This window comes from Phaeobacter sp. JH20_37 (assembly GCF_048056015.1).
Taxonomy (GTDB): domain Bacteria; phylum Pseudomonadota; class Alphaproteobacteria; order Rhodobacterales; family Rhodobacteraceae; genus Phaeobacter; species Phaeobacter bryozoorum.
In genome coordinates this window covers 269,256-287,644 of the sequence record NZ_JAYMWW010000015.1, presented here as the reverse complement: position 1 = coordinate 287,644, position 18,389 = coordinate 269,256, and the positions used below count along the sequence as shown (strand labels likewise).

Below are 18,389 nucleotides of genomic sequence, written 5' to 3'. Positions count from 1 at the left end.
TAACAGCGCGACCCCCAACCGGATGATCCACCCCCCGATCGCGGGACGCAGCTTACCGGCGATCGAGTCATCGCCCGGACCACCTCGTGAGCACCAGCACAACGGCAATTGTCGCTTGACACTCAAACCAGCCACCTATTAGTTCATATGCAGAACGAACTAATAGGTGATGTATGGAATCGACCCAGCAAACCTCATTTTCCAGGCAGGTGGCGCTGTACTCGGTCATGCAGGACATCATCCATTGCGGTCCGATCTCTCGCGCCTCAATCTCCAAGCAGACAGGATTATCGAAGCAGACAGTTTCCGAGTTGGTTCGTATCCTTGAAGGCGAAGGCTGGATTCGCGAGACGGGCCGGACCTCTGGTCATGTCGGCCGCACGGCGACCACCTATGAACTGATACCGGAAAGCGCCTTTATGGCGGCGGTCGATCTTGGCGGCACCAAGGTGCGCGTCGCGATCGTCGATCTCGCTGGTACTATTGTCGCCGAGGTCGTAGCCCCCACTCATCCAGATGGCGGGCGTCATGTGGCCGATCAAATAGGAGACCTGGTCAGCCGCGCCATCGGCGAGGGAAATGTGGCCGCCAACACTGTCAGACAGACAGTGGTCGGCTGCCCCGGTGTGCCGGACGTCCTATCCGGAAAGGTAAACTTCGCCCCCAATATTGCCGGAATCGATCAGATCGATTTTCGGGCCGCGGTATCAGAGGCAACGGGCACAAAGACGCTGCTTGAGAACGACGTTAACCTCGCAGTACTCGGCGAACACTGGCTTGGCGCAGGCCATGGCATCGACAACGTTGCCCTGATCGCGTTCGGGACCGGGGTTGGCGCAGGGCTGATCGTAAACGGAGCGCTTGTAAGAGGCGCATCAGGAGCCGCCGGGGAACTTGGCTATCTACCGTTCGGCGCTGATCCTTTCGAGGAAGAATCCCTGCGGGTCGGGGCGTTCGAACGAGTGTCGGCCACGCATGGCATTCGCGCGGCATATCTCGCCACAACTGGTAAAGATGTCGACGTACCGGCGATATTTGATGCCGCCGCGTCTGGTGAGGTCGCGGCTCGGGAAGTCCTCGATAAAGTCGCAACTCAAATGGCGCGGGCAGTTGCGGCAATTGGCGCCGTGGTGGCGCCCGAGGTGGTCATCCTCGGCGGAGCAATTGGGTCCCGTCCCGAAATCCTGACCGCGACCCGCGATGAGCTGAAGCGCTGCTTTCCTTTCCCGATCAGGATCGAACCTGCCCAACTCGGCCATCACGCCGCGCTGAGCGGAGCCGTCGCTGTTGGACTGACCGAATTGCATACCGAGTTGTTCGCCAAATCTGCGCCCGGCGCGGTCATTACCCTGCCGACCCCGAAACAGGGCAAACTTGCGGGTTCCGCAGAATGACGGCGCATGGCCCCCTGATCACGCTCCTGAGCCAACATCTTGACCGGGCGGTGGTCAACGATCTGCTGGCCCGGGCTGTTCGCGCCGCTTCCGTGACTGGGGACGAGGTCGCGATGGTTGACATGCTGCGTCCCGAAATGGAGCGTCTATCGCTGTCGCCCTCGGTCGAAGACTTCAGTCCAGGGAGGCCGAACATCACAGGACGGCGCGAGGGTGGCGATGGTCCTGACCTTCTTTTCATCGGACATACGGACGTTGTTCATCCGGGCAACTGGAGCGATCATTGGGCTGGCAAACCACAACAGGACCCCTTTGGCGCGACAATCATCGACGGCGAACTGTGGGGGCGCGGCGCTGCCGATCTCAAGGCTGGCATTTGCACATCGCTCGCCGCTCTCGATCTTCTGGACCGGGCGGGTATCCGCCTTCTGGGAACGGTGTCTTTCGCATTTGTCGGAGATGAGGAAAGCGGCGAACTCGGCAGCGGAAAAAGCGCAGGCGTTCGCCATTGGACAGAAAGCGTGCTGGCGGGCGGACTGCCGCGTCCGGATCTGGCGGTCTATGTCGAACCTACCCGCCTGCAGATCCTGCCGGTGCAGATCGGATTTTATATCGCGGAGATCGTGCTGACGGGCCAATCCGCCTATTTTGGCCGACCGGAGCTCGGCCGCGACGCCCTGAAGGCCGCGCACAAGGTCCTTCAGGCGATTTGGGATCACTCGGATCGAATTTCGGCCGCTGGCAGCCATCCGCTTCTGGGGCGCAGCAACATCCTTGTAACGGGGCTTGAAGCCGGGGGGCTGATTGCTGTTCCCGGAGCATGCCGCTTTTCGCTGATTGGCAAGCTTCTGCCCGGTGACGACCTTGATGCCGCCACCTCGGAACTGGAAGCCGTGATCCGCGCCGCAATTGCTGAGGACATCCGCGTCAAAATAGATTTCACCGCCGGTCGCGACCATCCGCTAGGCGGCTCCCCGGCCGGGATCGAAGCCGATCATGAGATGGTCCGGCAGCTCTCTGCTTCCATCGCGGCCGTACGGCCCGATCGCGGTGCAGTTGAAGGTGCGCCCTTCTGGTCGGAAATGCCCTTTCTGACAGCAAAGCTCGGCGTGCCGACTGTCTATTGCGCACCTGGCGATATCAGCATCTGCCATACGAACCACGAACGCGTTCCCCTGCAGGATTACCACGACGGGATTGTCGCCTTCGCAGCCTTCATCGCACTCACATGTGGAATTCGGTCCGACTGAATACAGGGGCCACAACAGGGAGAGAGACTATGAATTGCACTTCCAGAAATCTTCTTGCATCGTTGTCGGTACTTGCCTTCATGGCAATGCCTGCATCGGCCCAGACCGTCGGACCCTCGGGCGAGGCGGCAACCCCCTCCTCGGCTGTGATCGTTGATGATGCGCAGGCGAGCCAGCTGCAATCCCGGGGCCTTAGGGCGGCGCTGCTCTGGCACGATCAATCCGACTTTGTGAACGCGGTTACCGCAGGCGCAACCGATGAATTCACCCGGCTTGGTATCGAGGTGGTTGCCACGACATCAGCCGGCTTTGACAGTGCGCGTCAACTTGCTGACATCGAAACCGCGCTCGCGCTCAACCCCGATATCATCTTGTCCCTGCCGCTCGACCCCGTGGCATCTGCGTCGGCCTTCAAGAAAGCACGCGACGCCGGTGTCGAGTTGGTTTTCCTTTCCAACCTCCCGTCCGGCTACGAGCATCCTGCCGACTATGCCGCCATCGTGACCGACGATCTGTTCCAGATGGGCAAGCAGGCAGCCGACATTCTGGCGGGCGCGATGGGCGGCACAGGCGACGTGGGCTGGATCTTTCACGACGCCGCTTACTACGTGACGAACCAGCGCGACAATGCCTTCAAGACGACGATCGAAACCCACCATCCCGGGATGGAGATTGTCGCCGAGGCCGGTATCAGCGATCCCGCAAGGGCAGAGGAAATCGCGAATGCCATGCTGTTGCAGAACCCCAACATCGGTGGGATCTACGTGACATGGGCAGGTCCGGCCGAAGGTGTGCTCGCCGCGCTGCGCGCAAACGGCAACAGCTCAACCCGTATCGTGACGCTCGACCTGTCTGAGCCGATTGCTCTCGATATGGTCAAGGGCGGCAATGTCGTCGGCATCGTTGCCGATGAGGCCTATGAGCTCGGGCGCGCCATGGCCGCTGCCGGGGCGCGCGGGGTTCTCGACCTCGACAACCCGCCCTTTGTCGTTGCACCGGCCGTCTCGGTTACCGCCAAAAATGTCAACGAAGGTTGGAACCAATCGCTGAATCTGGATGCGCCGCAATCGGTTCTCGACGCGCAGCAATAATCTACCCCCGCTGCGCCCGGAGCGATCCGGGCGCAGGCCCAGATGAATTCCCGCAATTGGACGGAGACCATGTCGCCAAAATTTCCTAACCGGGCCGTTCTGCAAGGGCTGATCGTCTATGCGGGTTTCGTGCTCATTTTCCTCTTCTTTGCCGCGATGCTTTGGGACCGTGGCTTCCTTTCCCCCCAGAACCTGACGAACATCGTCTTACAGACAGCTCCGGCAACGGTGCTCGCGATTGGACTGGTCTTTGTCTTGGCAGCGGGCGAGATCGACCTTTCGTTCGGTGCCGCGGTCGCACTTTCGGCGATCGTCGCCGCGATGGTCATGCGGGTCGCGCCCTGGCCTATTGGCGTCGCCGCAGGGCTGGCAACAGGCATGGCGGTGGGCTTTGTCAACGGGGCCATCGTCGCCTATGCCCGGCTTCCCTCCTTCCTTGTTACATTGGCCACGATGGGTGTCGCAGCGGGCATCGCGCGTGAATTGTCCAATTTGCAATCCATCCCGGTCACCGCCGATGCTTTCATCGGCATTTTTGGCGGCGGAAAACTGTTCGGCATCCCCTCGCTTGTGATCTGGACCATTCTAGCGCTGTTGATCGGACATCTAGTTTTTCGTGAAACGCGCTATGGGGCCCATGTATTGGCAACCGGCGACAATCCACGCGCGGCCCTTGTCTCGGGCATCCGCGTCGCTCGCCTGCGGTTGTCGGTGCTTATGGTATCCGGGGCCTGCGCCGGCTTGGCTGGTCTGCTTTATGCCGGACGTCTCCAGTCAGCCCGCTACACCTTGGGCGAAAGCGATCTGATGACTGTCATCGCCGCCGTCATCGTGGGCGGCACCGCCCTGAACGGCGGACGAGGCAGCGTTCCTGGCGCGCTCGTTGGAAGCCTGATGATGGGCATGCTGTCCAACGGGCTGATCCTGATGGGGCTATCTGTTTCTTGGCAGATGATCATCAAGGGCCTGATCGTTCTGGCCGCCGTCGCCGTTTCACTACGCGAACCGAACCGCTGAAAGGAAAACAGACATGTTCCTCGATGTCCTTCGCCGTCGAAATCCCGATTTCGTCCTCGCCGCGCAGATGCTGCACAGGACGGGCGAAATCCCCGCGAACTCTTACGTTCTTGATCTGGACGCGGTTGCAGAAAACGCACGCCTGATCCGTGCGGAAGCCGATAAGTTTGACCTCAAGGTCTTCGCGATGACCAAGCAGGTGAGCCGCAACTCGGGGTTTTGCCGCGCCGTGATGGCTGGCGGCATTGATCGCGCGGTTGCTGTCGATATGGCTTGCGCCATCGCTTGCCATAACGCCGGGTTGAAAATCGGGCACCTCGGCCATCTCGTGCAGGTACCGCGCGCAGAAGCCGCGATGGCAGCGCGACAACTTACGCCCGATTACTGGACCGTGTTTTCGCAGGCCAAGGCGGCAGAGGCGGCAGAGGCCGCACTGGCAGCCGGACGCGAACAACCACTGCTTGCCCGTGTGCAGACCGCCGGAGATACATTCTATCGCGGTCATGAAGGTGGGTTTCCCGCGGAGGATGCGGTCGCAGCCGCAGGCTGGATGTCCCAGCTGAGCGGCGCGCGTTTCGCTGGCATCACCACGTTTCCTGCGCAGCTCTATGACCACACCACAGGCAAGATTAGACATACACCAAACCTTGGCACCCTGAAGCGGACCGCTGATGCTCTGCAGCGCGCGGGCTTTGACAAGATCGAAATCAACGCACCCGGCACGACATCTCTTGTCACACTTGAGGCGCTTGCTGAAGCCGGAGCAACCCAGGTCGAACCCGGCAACGGGCTGCACGGCACGACACCTCTCCATGCCGTCGAGGATCTGCCCGAGATGCCAGCTGTTCTCTACCTCAGCGAGGTCAGCCACCTTCATGGCGGCCGCGCCTATTGCTTCGGCGGAGGTCTATATGTCGATCCGGTCTTTCCCGAATATCACATCAAGGCATTGGTCACCACATCCCCCAGCGTAGACACTACTGATTTGAGATGCGTCGAGATCCCGCCGCCATCTGCGATTGACTATTACGGGATGATCGACGCCACAGGCGCCAACGCTCCCGCACCCGGTGACACGGTCGTTTTCGGCTTCCGCGGCCAGGCCTTCGTCACCCGCGCCCACTCGGTCGGCATCGAGGGCGTATCGAAGGGCAAGCCGCGCGTGGTGTCGATCGAAAACAGCTACGGGCAGGCAGAACCCTGGCTCAGAATCCGGAATGCGACAAGATGACCCCGGTTCTTCAACTCAGAAATATCCGCAAATCCTTTGGCGGAGTCACGGCGATCCAGGATTTCTCGCTCGACATGCTCGCAGGTGAAGTCGTGGCCCTTGTCGGCGACAACGGCGCCGGCAAATCAACTCTCATCAAGATGATCTCAGGTGTCTACACACCCAGTTCAGGCGAGATGCTTCTGGATGGAAAGCCAGCAAACTTTCCTGACGCTTCAGTTGCTCGGGAACGGGGGGTAGAGGTTGTCTATCAGGATCTGGCACTGGCCGATCAACAGACTGTCTACATGAACCTCTTTCTTGGTCGTGAACCCGTGAAGGGGCCGCTGCGGCTGCTTGATCGCAAGAGGATGATCGCCGAAACGGACGCGCTTGTTCGTGAACTGGATGTGCGCATCCCGTCCGCATCCGCTACGATTCGCGACCTTTCAGGGGGACAACGCCAGGGTGTCGCAATCGCACGCGCAACGCATTGGGCAAGGAAACTAATCCTGCTCGACGAACCCACTGCCGCGCTTGGCGTCGCTGAAACCGCCCGGGTCGAAGCAACAGTTGAATCACTGAAAGCACGCAACCTCGCAATCTTCATCGTCTCCCATAGTCTCGATCAGGTCTTCCGCCTGTCGGACCGTATCTGTGTCCTGCGCCGCGGCGAGCAGATCGGGATCCGCGAGACAGACAAGACGGACAAGAATGAAATCGTCTCGATGATCACCGGCGTCTCAAAATGAAACAGGCTGGCGGTCGCACTCGCCAAAGACAGCGCGCCTAAGGATCGGGCGACCAAAGATCATTCCCTTGAGGCAGGTCTTGCAAATGTCGTGAATACGGAAGGCGTTGCGCTACCGCTGCGATCGCACCTATCAGCGCAACAGCATTCGATTGTTCATCAGAAAAACGTTAGTGTATCAGACTGTTCGCCCCGATCAGGATCGAAGCGCCCACAAACACCGTCAAGGCAATCGACAACATCCCGGCGCAGACACCCGCCAGCACGATGATCCCATCCCGTTCCAGCAGCCCGATGCTGGCAACAAACAGGGCAATTGCTGGAAACCAACCGCTGAGCGGCAGCGGCACGAACAGCGCCAGGGAAACCAGAAACAGCAGGCCTCCGGTCAGCTGTTCTCTTCGTGGCTGAAACACCGCCCGCAGGCGCGGTCGGGCAACCCGCTCCAGCCGCCGCGACACGGGGCGCAAGCGCAGCACGATACGGCGCATGCCTGTGCCGGAAAACCGGATCCGCGCGATGCGTCGCGGCAGCCGGACGCTGGAAAATCCCAGTCCCATCTGCGCGCAGAAAAACAAGAGCGGCAGAGCGGTGACAAGGGTTGACCCTGGAGGCAAAGGAAGAAGATTGATCAGGCACGACAGCAAGATTGCCCATCCGAAGGACCTGTCGCCAAGCTGCTCCAGAAAGGTGCCAAGCGCGATATGATCGGAGTTTTGATGGTAGCGGATCACGCGCAGCAGTGTGAAGGAGAGAGAGCGCTTCCTGATCAAGCCTATAGCACCGGGACATCCAGAAACAGCTTTCACATTCGCCTCGCAACTCGGACCGTGCCTGCCTCCTGCTTAGCGCCTTGCTGTGTCTGCGGCAACCGGCTTCGCAGCTGAGACAGCCGCACCGACCCTGTTCCAGAGTTCCTCGGCAACAACCCCAATGGGCTGGTCCCTGCGCCGCATCTTGAATATCACTGTCCGTCGCAGCGGGAACCCGTCCAGGTTCAGGGACAGCAAAGCCCCGGAACGCCGCTCCTCCTCTGTCATGTGATCTGGCAGACCGCCCCAGCCAAGCCCGGCGAGGATCACCTTTTTCTTGGCCGCGAGATCAGACACCGTCCATTTCAGGCTCCCGGACAAGAGATCGCGGCTTTGGTCATGCGCCGCGCCGCCGGTGCCGGCGGCGACCACCTGCACATGACTTTGCATTTCGGATGCCGACAAGGCGTGGGGGCCGACGGGCAGGTTCAAGGCGGGGCTGGCCACCGGCCGGATCGTGACCTCGGCAACCGGCTCTGCCTCCACGTCGTCCAGCGGCACCCCATCAAGCGACGCAAGCGCGATATCCGCCTTGCCCTCCATCAGCCGGGCAATCGGGCCGCCCATCATTTCCATGCGCAGCCGGAGGTGGGTCGCAGGGTGGCGCCGCCCGGTCTCCGCAAGCGCCGGCAGCAAAGGGTCCAGATCCATGGTGGCACTGACGGCAAGCGTCAGTTCCGGTTCTTCGCGGGCGCGCAGCCGGGCGGCGGTAGATCGAAGCCCCTGCATCTGCCGCAGCACCCGCGACGCCTCACGGTAGAAGATTTCGCCCGCCGGGGTCAGAGACGGCCGGTAGGCTTCGCGGCTGAACAGCTCCAGCTCCAATTCCTCTTCCAGCAGGCGGATTGCCTGGCTGATGGCCGACTGGGATTTATTCAGACGCTCCGCCGCGCCGCGGAAGGTGCCGGTTGCGACAATGGCCTCGAGGGCAAGGAGCTGGTCGTGTTTCATCGGCTTCCAACATGATTAGATTGCCTTATCGTTATGCTGAAAACACAATATTATCAATCAATCATATCAGAAGGTAGAAAGAGGGCATCACCACCACAGGAGACTGTCATGAAACTCTACTACAAACCCGGCGCCTGCCCGCTGGCCAGCCATATCGCCCTCTATGAAACCGGCCGCCCGTTTGACATCGAAGCGGTCGACACCGCGACGGGGCAGACCGAAAGCGGCACGGATTACCGTGCGATCAACCCCAAAGGCTATGTTCCGGCCCTGGGTCTGGACGATGGCAGCGTCCTCACTGAAGGGGCAGCGGTTTTGCAGTATATCGCGGACAGCCATCCGGAGGCAGGTCTGGCGCCGGCGGCGGGCACCTTGGGCCGGGCCCGGATGCAGGAACAGCTCAACTGGATCGGGACCGAGCTGCACAAGGCCTTTAGCCCGCTGTTCCGCGAGGCCACGTCCGAAGCCGGCAAGGACGACGCGCGCAGCGCGGTTGCGGGCAAGTTCGATTTCATAGAGGTCCAGCTGGCTGATGGCCGGGAGTGGCTGGTCGAAAACCGGTTCTCGGTGGCCGATGCCTATCTGTTCGTGGTCTCGAACTGGGCGAACTTCACCGGCATCGATCTGGGCCGCTGGCCCAATCTGGCCGCCTTTGTCAGCCGCAGTGCTGCCCGCCCGTCGGCCCAGGCGGCAATGCGCGCAGAGGGGCTGATCCAATGACGCCTGCCGCCCACAATGAGGTCGGTGCACTGATTGAGGCTTATTTCGAGGGCCTCCATCAAGCCGACAGCGCCCTGCTGCGCAAGGTTTTTCACCCGCAGCTGGCCTATGTCTGCGCCACCGAAGGCGATGAACTTTTTCTGGATCTTGAGACCTACATGACCCGCGTCGATAGCCGCGAGCCGCCGACCAAACGCGGTGAGGCGCGCGAGGAGGAGATTCTGGAGATCGCCTTTGCCAGCGACCGGCTGGCCCGTGTCAGCGCCCGGATGACCATGATGGGGCGGGATTTCCACGACCTGCTGACCCTTGTCCGCTACGGTGCCGAATGGCGTATCGTGGCCAAAGTGTTTTCCTATGTTCCGCGAAAGGACTGAACAATGCCTTATGTGAATATCAAAGTGACCCGCGAGGGCGGCCCCGATGGCACCGGCCCCAGCGCAGACCAGAAGGCGCAGCTGATCGCCGGGGTGACGGGGCTGCTGCAGGATATTCTGGGCAAGACCCCGGCAACCACATTTGTGGTGATCGACGAGGTTCCGCTGGAAGACTGGGGCGTCGGCGGCCTGCCGGTGCAACAGTACCGCAAGCAGGCGCAATAGAGACGCAGCGGACAGAAGCGCTGAGGGCGACCTGTCCGCTGCCCCGGGCGCCGATGACTTTTGCGGTGGAGGGCGTACCGGCCAGCGCTGTCTCAATTGCCGCCAGGCGTTGCAGAACCGGGCTCATGGCTGGGCGTTGTTTGTATTGCGCGCCCTAACGCCTGACGATAGTAGAGCTGAGCCGCCGGGCACGCTGTCTCCTTCTGGTTGCTTTCATCTGTGAATTTTAATGTCACGACATGTCTATCTATATTTATGCATTCATCGACATAGTCACGGGAAGGCTGACCCGTTTTCCGACGCGACAACTCATTTACTGACGCAATTCCCCTTGAAGGAAAATTTCATGGCTAAAGGTTTGAACTCTGTCTCATCATTTCTCCAGATCGGAGATCAAAGAGTCGACGGCTTGTTTTTTGGGCAAAAATGGAGCGATGATACTATTCACTATGCCTACCCGTCTGAGCCCGGTGTCTATAATTATTCAGCTTCTTATAATGAGGCAGCTGCGTTTTCAGAGGTTTCCGATCTGCAGAAATCTGCGATCAAATTCGCTTTGGACTCTGATCTCGGCCCCGCCGCAGCAAGGGGCTTTTCTGTTGAAGGTATTACAAAGCTGAATATTGAGCATGACGCAACACCGGATACGACCAGCCCGGAGGCTATTCGGTACGGCAACACGTCCTCACCCGATGTTCTCGGTGCTCATGGATATTACCCGCAAAACAGTCCAACCGCAGGGGACGTCTGGTTTGGAAACACGGTTTACCGATCCCCGGCAGCGGGCAACTACGCCTGGCATACTGTGCTGCATGAAACCGGACATGCTCTGGGACTGACGCATTCACATGAAAACATTAACGGATTCGGTGTTGTTCCATCTGAGTACGACCACATGGAATACACGATCATGAGCTATCTGAGCTACGAAAATAGCCCGCTAGGTGGATATAGAAATGAACCCTCGAGCTTTGCACAAACCTACATGATGCTGGATATCGCGGCCCTGCAGCATATGTATGGTGCCGATTACACCACCAACAGCAACGATACAGTCTACAAGTGGTCCCCCAATTCAGGCGACACTTTGGTCAATGGTGAAATTGCAATCGATGCGGTCGGCAACCGGATTTTCGCCACCATCTGGGATGGGGGCGGCGTCGACACCTATGATCTTTCAGCCTACGCCGAGAATCTAAACATTGATCTGAACCCCGGCGAATCCTCACGCTTCAGCGCTGAACAGACGGCCCATCTGGGATATGGATATAACGCTAGCGGCAATATCTACAATGCACTTCTCCATAATGGTGACAGGCGTTCGCTGATCGAAAATGCCATAGGTGGCACTGGCAACGACGTAATCGCGGGCAACATCGGCTCCAATTTACTGCGTGGTGAGGGTGGCAACGACACCATCACAGGCGGTGCAGGTAATGATACCGTCTTTGGCAATACCGGAAATGACCATATCAGCGGTCAAGATGGTGATGACCGGATGCTGGGTGGCAAGGGCAACGACACAGTCTTTGGCGGCACTGGCAACGACGAGTTGCTGGGAAATCAGGACGACGACGTGCTGAATGGCAAAGAAGGTGCGGACACGCTTTACGGCGGTTCCGGCAGCGACACTCTGAATGGAGGTACCGGCGCCGACAGTATGTCAGGAGGCACAGGCAACGATACCTACTGGGTGGACGATGCCGCAGACCAGGTGGCCGAAAATGCGGGCGCAGGTCAGGACCGGGTCAATAGCTCAGTAACTTTCGATCTGACTGCTCACAGCGCACATATCGAAGACCTGACCCTCACCGGAAGTGCCAACATCAATGGCACTGGCAATGAGGCGGACAACTCGATTTCCGGCAACACTGGCGCCAATATTCTGCGTGGTGAGGGCGGCAATGACGTCATGACAGGTGGTGACGGAAATGACACTGTCTATGGCAATACCGGAAATGACCATATCAGCGGTCAAGATGGTGATGACCGAGTGCTGGGTGGCAAGGGCAACGACACAGTCTTTGGTGGCACTGGCAACGACAAGTTGCTGGGAAATCAGGACGACGACGTGCTGAATGGCAAGAGCGGCCGGGACACGCTTTACGGCGGTTCCGGCGACGATACTCTGACCGGCGGCAACGGTGCCGACACATTTGTATTCACGAAGGGAGAAGACGCCGACCGGATCACCGATTTTGGCCTCGGCAATGACACGCTTTTGCTGAGCGGGTTCGGTTTCTCTACTGAGCAGGATGCGCTTGGCTATGCAAATGACGTGTCAGGGAGCGTGATTTTCGACTTCGGTGATGGTGACAGCATAACCCTGTTGAATCTGCAGCTACAGGACCTACATAGCAATATCGTCTTCACCTAGTAGGTTCACTGATCGACCGCAGGCGGGCTGCGCGGGCAACCGCATAGCCCGCCCTCTGCTTCCAGGCTTTCGGACTAGATGTCACAGCCAAGGAGGGCTCGACTGTGCTAAGGCGGCTGGCGTCCCGTCTGAGGACAGGCAATGTAACTATAGCAGTATGGGAAACGTGCTGCTTCCGAGCAATCAAAGGAGGCGTATCTCCAATCCAATATTCACTCGGCACTCTGGCCGAGATCTACCGGCATAGTACAAATACGAATGTTCAGTGGATTGATCTTATTGGAGGAAGTGGTGAGCCGTGCAGGATTCGAACCTGCGACCCACTGATTAAAAGTCAGTTGCTCTACCAACTGAGCTAACGGCCCACTTCTTCTTCGGAACATCGTGTTGTTCCCTAGTCGCTCTTTAAGGACATAATCCAAAAGGATCAAGCACTTAATTTGCTTCGGAGCGGCGCGACCGTGTCAGTCATGCTGTCCCGATAGGCGGCGTATCTAGGGGTAAGGGCTGAGACGGTCAACCCCTTTTTTCAACTTTCTTGCCACAAGGCTGGATTCATCTTCGACGGAGGTCTATATGCGCGAAATGACCACAGGATCAGACACCCGCTTGCCCTTCATGAAGATGCACGGCCTCGGCAACGACTTCGTTGTTGTGGATGCCCGTGACATGTCGTGGCCCATCACACCGGCCATGGCCGCCGGAATCGCGCACAGGCAGATGGGCGTGGGATTCGACCAGCTCACCGTCATCACCCACGGCGAGGAAGACGCACATCTGACCTTCTACAACGCCGATGGATCCACCTCGGCCGCCTGCGGCAACGCCACCCGCTGCGTGGCCCGCTACCTGATGCAGCAGACCGGACGCGAGGCCCTGCGTCTGACCACCGATCGCGGCCTGCTTCATGCAAGAGACGCAGGAAACGGGCTGACCGCCGTCAACATGGGCCAGCCACAGCTGGACTGGCAGGATATCCCGCTGGCAGAGCAGATGGACACGCTGGAGCTGCCGATTGAGGGGGCGCCAACCGCCACCGGCATGGGCAATCCGCATTGCACCTTTTTTGTCGAAAACGCCGAGCTGATCCCTCTCGCCGAATTTGGCGCGCGCTACGAGCATCATCCGCTCTACCCTGAACGCACCAATGTGCAGGTCGCCCATCTGGTCGGCACAGATCACATCCGCATGCGCGTCTGGGAACGCGGCGTCGGCATCACCCTGGCCTCGGGCTCCTCGTCCTGCGCCACCGCAGTGGCCGCAGCGCGACGCGGGCTGACCGGTCGCCATGTGCAGATAGATCTGGATGGCGGCACGCTCTGGATTGACTGGCGCGACGATGGCGTCTGGATGACCGGCCCGACCTGCCACGTGTTCGACGGCAGCTTCACCCGCGACTTTCTGGAAAGCCTCTCAACATGAGCGCGCCCAAATTCACCACGCTCGGCTGCCGCCTGAACGCCTATGAAACCGAAGCGATGAAAGAGCTCAGCCAGCAGGCAGGGCTCAGCAACGCCGTGGTGGTCAACACCTGTGCCGTCACCGCCGAGGCCGTGCGCAAGGCACGGCAGGAGATCCGCCGCCTGCGCCGTGAAAACCCGGAGGCGCCGATCATCGTCACCGGGTGCGCCGCCCAGACCGAACCGGAGACCTTTGCCGCAATGGAAGAGGTCACCCGCGTCATCGGCAACACCGAAAAGATGCAGGCCAAAACCTGGCAGCAGATCGCCAAGGGACCGGATTTCATCGGCACCACGGAAAAGGTGCAGGTCGACGATATCATGTCGGTGACCGAGACCGCAGGCCATCTCATTGATGGTTTCGGCACCCGCAGCCGCGCCTATGTGCAGGTCCAGAACGGCTGTGACCACCGCTGCACTTTCTGCATCATCCCCTATGGTCGCGGCAATTCCCGCTCCGTCCCTGCCGGTGTGGTGGTCGATCAGATCAAGCGGCTGGTGGACCGGGGCTATAATGAGGTTGTCCTGACCGGCGTCGATCTCACCTCCTGGGGCGCCGACCTGCCCGCCACGCCCCGTCTGGGCGATCTGGTGATGCGGATCCTGAAACTGGTGCCGGACCTGCCGCGCCTGCGCATATCCTCCATCGATTCGATCGAGGTGGACGAGAACCTGATGCAGGCCATCGCTACCGAATCCCGCCTGATGCCGCACCTGCACCTGTCGCTGCAACACGGCGATGATCTGATCCTGAAACGGATGGCCCGCCGCCACCTGCGCGATGACGCGATCAAATTCTGCGAAGACGCCCGCCGCCTGCGCCCGGAGATGACCTTTGGTGCCGATATCATTGCAGGCTTTCCGACCGAGTCGGACGCCCATTTCGAGAACTCGCTGAAACTGGTTACCGACTGCGATCTCACCTGGCTGCACGTCTTCCCCTATTCCAAGCGCGAGGGCACCCCGGCCGCCAAGATCCCCAATCAGGTGAATGGCACGGTGATCAAGGAGCGAGCCGCCCGTCTGCGCGCCGCCGGTGACGTGCAGGTACAGGCCCATCTCACCGCGCAGATCGGCCGCAGGCATCGCATCCTGATGGAAAACCCGCACATGGGCCGCACCGAGCAATTCACCGAGGTCAGCTTTGCAACCCCGCAGGTGGAGGGCGAGATCGTCACCACCACCACCACCGGCATCAGGGGAACCCAGCTCACTGCCTGAGGCCGCGCGTCGACGCATTGGATCCGCACACAGGCAGCACTCTGGGTGCCACTCCTAGTGCGAAGACAGTCTTGCCCCTCCCGCACCGATGCCGGAGGATGGCAGGATCATGAGCCTCATCCTCTTCCTTCACGGCCCCTCCAGCAGCGGCAAATCCACGCTGGCAGCAGAACTGCGCCGCCAGTCACCCCGCCCCTTCCTGCACCTCTCCATTGATCACCTGCGCGGCAGCGGCGCATGGCGCCAGGTCGATTATCCCGACTGGCAAGCGGCCCGCCCCGCCTTCTTTGACGGGTTCCATCGCGCAGTTGCAGGCTTCGCCGACGCCGGTAATGATCTGATCATCGAACATATCCTCGACACACCCGGCTGGCACAGCCAATTGCAGGACCTGCTGGCAGGCCACCAAATGCTGTTCGTCGGATTGCGCCCCTCTCTCGCCGCGCTGCACCAGCGCGAGCAGCGCCGGGGTGACAGGCCGCGGGGCAGCGCCGTGCAGGATGCCGCCCATGTCCATGCCGGGATGCGGTATGATCTGGACTGCGACGGCACCCGCGACACCGAACAGCTTGCGCGCGACATCCTCACCCGCATCAACCAGCCGCTACCCGCCTCCGGGTTTTTCCGCTAGCCGCACATCAGGACGCACCGCCCACTGTCATCTTTCCCGAAATACTCCGGGGTGAATGCCCGCGGGGCAAAGGGGCAGCGCCCCAATACGAAAAACCCCCGCAGGGTCACACCATGCGGGGGTTCGTAATTGCTCAGGAAAACCGGCTTAGCTGGTTTTCTTGCCTTTGTGCGGCGCCCACAGACGCTTGTTGGTGAGATACAGCAGCACCGACAGCAGCGTCAGGAACAGCACGCCGACAAAACCGGCCTGCTTGCGCGCCATCATTTTCGGCTCCGCCGTCCACATCAGGAAGGCCGCGACGTCCTGCGACATGGCTTCCACATCGTTGGCGTGGCCATCGACGAACTCAACCTGCTCATCCGACAGCGGCGGCGCCATGGAGATCCAGCCACCAGGGAAGGCAGTGTTGCCATAGAAGGTGGTGCCTGCTTCTTCCTTGGTCTCACCGGTGTAACCCGCCAGCAGTGACGCAATATATTCCGCACCGCCCATGCCTTTGAACAGCTGGTTCAGACCCAGACCGTAGGGGCCGTGGAAACCCGCACGTGCCTTGGCCATCATGCTGAGGTCAGGCGCGCCTGCGTTGTTGTTTTCCGGGAAGTTATCGGTCGGCTTGGCCGGACGATCTTCATCCTCCACCGGATCGTAAACCGAGAAGTTCTCGGCCGCATAGGCGCGGACCTGCTCTTCTGGCAGGTTCGGGCCACCTTCATCGGCCAGGGTGCGCAGCGGCACCAGCTTCAGCCCGTGACAGGCTGCGCAGACTTCGGTGTAGATCTGCAGACCGCGCTGCAGCTGGTTGGTGTCGTAGGTGCCAAACGGGCCTTCGAACGAGAAGTCATAGTCCTCGACATGGCCCGAGCCTCCCGCCGCAAAGGATGCGGCAGGCGCCAGGGACAGTGCGAAGGCGGCACCAATGGCTAGTTTTTTCAACATGGTTGCTGTCCTTCTCAATTACTCGGCCGGCGTGGCGTCAGCGCCAGACTTCTTGCCGTAATGGGCATCAAAATCCGCTTCGATGGTCTCGGGAATCGCCAGCGGCTTCTCGATGACGCCCAGCAGCGGCAGGATCACCAGGAAGTAGGCGAACCAATAGGCCGAAGCGATCAGGGAGAACGACGCATAGGGTTCTTCCGCAGGCATCGCACCCAGCCACATCAGGGCAAAGAAGTCGATGACCAGCAGCAGGAACCACCACTTGAACTGCGGGCGGTACCGGCCCGAGCGCACGCGGCTGGTGTCCAGCCAGGGCGCCAGCGCCATGACGGCAATCGCACCAAACATCGCCAGCACGCCAAAGAACTTGGCGTCGATGATGCCACCGGTCACAAAGGAGGCAATCTGCACAACCCAGACTTCCGAGGTGAAGGCCCGCAGGATCGCGTAGAACGGCAGGAAGTACCATTCGGGAACGATGTGTGCAGGGGTCACCAGCGGGTTAGCTTCGATGTAGTTATCGGGGTGGCCCAGGTAGTTCGGCATGAAGCCGACGATCGCCCAGAACACAACCAGCACAACCGCCAGACCTACGAAATCCTTGATCACGAAATAGGGCCAGAACGGCAGCGTGTCTTTCTTGGCTTCTTCCTTGGAGCCACGACGCACTTCAACACCGGTCGGGTTGTTGTTGCCGGTGGTGTGGAAGGCCCAGATGTGCACGATGACCAGCGCCGCGATCACGAAAGGCAGCAGATAGTGCAGCGAGAAGAAGCGGTTCAGCGTGGCGTTGTCCACGGCAGGCCCGCCCAGCAGCCATGTCTGCAGCGCTTCACCAACAAAGGGAATGGCGCCGAACAGGCCGGTGATCACGGTCGCCCCCCAGAAGGACATCTGACCCCAGGGCAGAACATAGCCCATGAAGGCGGTGCCCATCATCATCAGGTAGATCAGCATGCCGATGATCCATGTGATCTCGCGCGGTGCCTTGTAGGACCCGTAGTAGAGACCCCGGAAAATGTGGATGTAGACCGCGACAAAGAACAGCGATGCGCCGTTCATATGCAGATAGCGGATCATATGGCCGCCGTTCACGTTGCGCATGATGTGCTCAACGGAGGCAAACGCCAGATCGACATGCGGTGTGTAATGCATCACCAGGATGATACCGGTGACGATTTGCAGGACCAGGCAGAATGCCAGGACGATACCCCAAATCCACAACCAGTTCAGGTTCTTGGGCGTGGGGATCATAATGGTGTCATAGATCAGGCCAACGATGGGCAGGCGGCTGTGCAGCCACTTCTCGCCACCGGTTTTCGGCTCATAATGATCGTGCGGAATGCCGGACATGAATGTCTCCCTTATCCCAGTTGGATCGTAGTTTCATCAAGGAACACGGCCGTCGGAACCGGCAGGTTCTCGGGCGCGGGACCTTTGCGGATACGACCGGCAGTGTCGTAGTGCGACCCGTGGCAGGGGCAGAACCAGCCATTGAACTCGCCAGCGCCATCACCCAGCGGCACACAGCCGAGGTGGGTACAGACACCCATCATGACCAGCCATTCGCCAGCTTCGTCCATGGTGCGGTTTTCGTCGGTGGCCGGCACATCGCCGGCGTTGACGTTCCGGGCAACCGGATCGGGCAGGTCGGCCAGATCAACAGCACGTGCCGCTTCGATCTCTTCCTGGGTGCGGCGGCGGATGAACACCGGCTTGCCAAGGAACATAACCGAGATCTGGGTCCCGACTTCCACACCTGCCACGTCAACGATAATCGAGGACAGAGCCTGAACGTCAGCCGAGGGGTTCATCTGGTTGACCAGGGGCCAAATAGCGGCGCCCGCAGTCACTGCCCCGGCGCCGGCAGTGGCGTAGTAGAGGAAATCTCTCCGGGTTCCTTCGTTGTCTTCTGCGTGGGACACGAGGTTTTCTCCAATTCCAGCGCCCGTTTAGGGCAAAC

18 protein-coding genes and 1 tRNA gene are annotated in these 18,389 nt (G+C 60.1%); 13 read left to right on the top strand and 6 right to left on the bottom strand.

The features are described 5' to 3' along the window. Nucleotides 1-173 precede the first annotated feature (173 nt). From VWZ87_RS14400 to VWZ87_RS14375, 6 genes are read left to right on the top strand one after another with little or no spacing between them, the layout of a single operon-like run. Nucleotides 174-1,394, top strand: coding sequence for an ROK family transcriptional regulator (locus tag VWZ87_RS14400; protein ID WP_416534429.1), 1,221 nt, complete (start codon nt 174-176; stop codon nt 1,392-1,394). After that, the gene (locus VWZ87_RS14395) at nt 1,391-2,644 is read left to right on the top strand and encodes a M20 family metallopeptidase (RefSeq protein ID WP_416534428.1); all 1,254 of its coding nucleotides are present in this window, start codon (nt 1,391-1,393) and stop codon (nt 2,642-2,644) included. The genes VWZ87_RS14400 and VWZ87_RS14395 overlap by 4 nt, the downstream gene beginning before the upstream one ends. Nucleotides 2,645-2,673: 29 nt before the next feature. Then, nucleotides 2,674-3,735 carry a substrate-binding domain-containing protein gene (locus tag VWZ87_RS14390; protein ID WP_416534427.1) on the top strand — a complete coding sequence of 354 codons (1,062 nt, stop codon included), beginning with the start codon at nt 2,674-2,676 and terminating at the stop codon, nt 3,733-3,735. Nucleotides 3,736-3,777: 42 nt separating this feature from the next. Next, entirely contained in the window at nt 3,778-4,752 is a 975-nt protein-coding gene (locus VWZ87_RS14385) for an ABC transporter permease (RefSeq protein ID WP_416539393.1), read from the top strand. Between the two features lie 13 nt (nt 4,753-4,765). Then, the gene (locus VWZ87_RS14380; protein ID WP_416534425.1) at nt 4,766-5,983 is read left to right on the top strand and encodes an alanine racemase; all 1,218 of its coding nucleotides are present in this window, start codon (nt 4,766-4,768) and stop codon (nt 5,981-5,983) included. Then, nucleotides 5,980-6,714: an ATP-binding cassette domain-containing protein gene (locus VWZ87_RS14375; RefSeq protein WP_340546992.1), complete on the top strand. Its 735-nt coding sequence runs from the start codon at nt 5,980-5,982 to the stop codon at nt 6,712-6,714. Before VWZ87_RS14380 ends, VWZ87_RS14375 begins: the two co-directional genes overlap by 4 nt. 169 nt (nt 6,715-6,883) lie before the next feature. On the opposite strand, the gene VWZ87_RS14370 is transcribed toward VWZ87_RS14375, so the two are convergent. Together VWZ87_RS14370 and VWZ87_RS14365 are read right to left on the bottom strand one after the other, a co-directional pair. Then, a complete protein-coding gene (locus tag VWZ87_RS14370) occupies nt 6,884-7,486 on the bottom strand; it encodes an exopolysaccharide biosynthesis protein (protein ID WP_416534424.1) in 603 nt (200 codons plus the stop codon). Between the two features lie 72 nt (nt 7,487-7,558). Further along, on the bottom strand, nt 7,559-8,476 hold the full coding sequence (locus VWZ87_RS14365; RefSeq protein WP_416534423.1) for a LysR family transcriptional regulator: 918 nt from the start codon (nt 8,474-8,476) through the stop codon (nt 7,559-7,561). Nucleotides 8,477-8,584: 108 nt separating this feature from the next. Between VWZ87_RS14365 and gstA the strand changes: the two genes are divergently transcribed. The 4 genes from gstA to VWZ87_RS14345 all read left to right on the top strand — a co-directional run bounded on the left by gstA (nt 8,585) and on the right by VWZ87_RS14345 (nt 12,175). Further along, the gene (gene gstA, locus VWZ87_RS14360) at nt 8,585-9,196 is read left to right on the top strand and encodes a glutathione transferase GstA (protein ID WP_416534422.1); all 612 of its coding nucleotides are present in this window, start codon (nt 8,585-8,587) and stop codon (nt 9,194-9,196) included. Beyond that, nucleotides 9,193-9,573 (top strand): nuclear transport factor 2 family protein, encoded by a 381-nt coding sequence (locus VWZ87_RS14355; protein ID WP_416534421.1) that lies wholly within the window; start codon nt 9,193-9,195, stop codon nt 9,571-9,573. Before gstA ends, VWZ87_RS14355 begins: the two co-directional genes overlap by 4 nt. A 3-nt stretch (nt 9,574-9,576) precedes the next feature. After that, nucleotides 9,577-9,798 (top strand): tautomerase family protein, encoded by a 222-nt coding sequence (locus VWZ87_RS14350; protein ID WP_416534420.1) that lies wholly within the window; start codon nt 9,577-9,579, stop codon nt 9,796-9,798. Between the two features lie 346 nt (nt 9,799-10,144). After that, a complete protein-coding gene (locus tag VWZ87_RS14345) occupies nt 10,145-12,175 on the top strand; it encodes a M10 family metallopeptidase (protein WP_416534419.1) in 2,031 nt (676 codons plus the stop codon). A 289-nt stretch (nt 12,176-12,464) separates the two neighbouring features. Here VWZ87_RS14345 and VWZ87_RS14340 read toward each other — a convergent pair. Further along, nucleotides 12,465-12,540, bottom strand: a tRNA-Lys gene (locus VWZ87_RS14340). A gap of 211 nt (nt 12,541-12,751) precedes the next feature. Between VWZ87_RS14340 and dapF the strand changes: the two genes are divergently transcribed. From dapF to VWZ87_RS14325, 3 genes are all read left to right on the top strand, one after another. Next, nucleotides 12,752-13,597 (top strand): diaminopimelate epimerase, encoded by an 846-nt coding sequence (dapF, locus tag VWZ87_RS14335; RefSeq protein ID WP_416534418.1) that lies wholly within the window; start codon nt 12,752-12,754, stop codon nt 13,595-13,597. Then, nucleotides 13,594-14,856, top strand: coding sequence for a tRNA (N(6)-L-threonylcarbamoyladenosine(37)-C(2))-methylthiotransferase MtaB (gene mtaB / locus VWZ87_RS14330; RefSeq protein ID WP_416534417.1), 1,263 nt, complete (start codon nt 13,594-13,596; stop codon nt 14,854-14,856). Before dapF ends, mtaB begins: the two co-directional genes overlap by 4 nt. A gap of 109 nt (nt 14,857-14,965) precedes the next feature. Continuing rightward, entirely contained in the window at nt 14,966-15,487 is a 522-nt protein-coding gene (locus VWZ87_RS14325; protein ID WP_416534416.1) for a chloramphenicol phosphotransferase CPT family protein, read from the top strand. Nucleotides 15,488-15,634: 147 nt separating this feature from the next. On the opposite strand, the gene VWZ87_RS14320 is transcribed toward VWZ87_RS14325, so the two are convergent. The 3 genes from VWZ87_RS14320 to petA are packed head-to-tail and all read right to left on the bottom strand — an operon-like array spanning nt 15,635 to nt 18,351. Beyond that, complete coding sequence (locus tag VWZ87_RS14320) at nt 15,635-16,426, bottom strand: cytochrome c1 (protein ID WP_340547001.1); 792 nt, start codon at nt 16,424-16,426, stop codon at nt 15,635-15,637. Nucleotides 16,427-16,444: 18 nt separating this feature from the next. Beyond that, the gene (gene petB / locus VWZ87_RS14315) at nt 16,445-17,779 is read right to left on the bottom strand and encodes a cytochrome b (RefSeq protein WP_340547002.1); all 1,335 of its coding nucleotides are present in this window, start codon (nt 17,777-17,779) and stop codon (nt 16,445-16,447) included. A gap of 11 nt (nt 17,780-17,790) precedes the next feature. After that, nucleotides 17,791-18,351, bottom strand: coding sequence for a ubiquinol-cytochrome c reductase iron-sulfur subunit (petA, locus tag VWZ87_RS14310; RefSeq protein WP_340547003.1), 561 nt, complete (start codon nt 18,349-18,351; stop codon nt 17,791-17,793). Nucleotides 18,352-18,389: the final 38 nt, after the last annotated feature.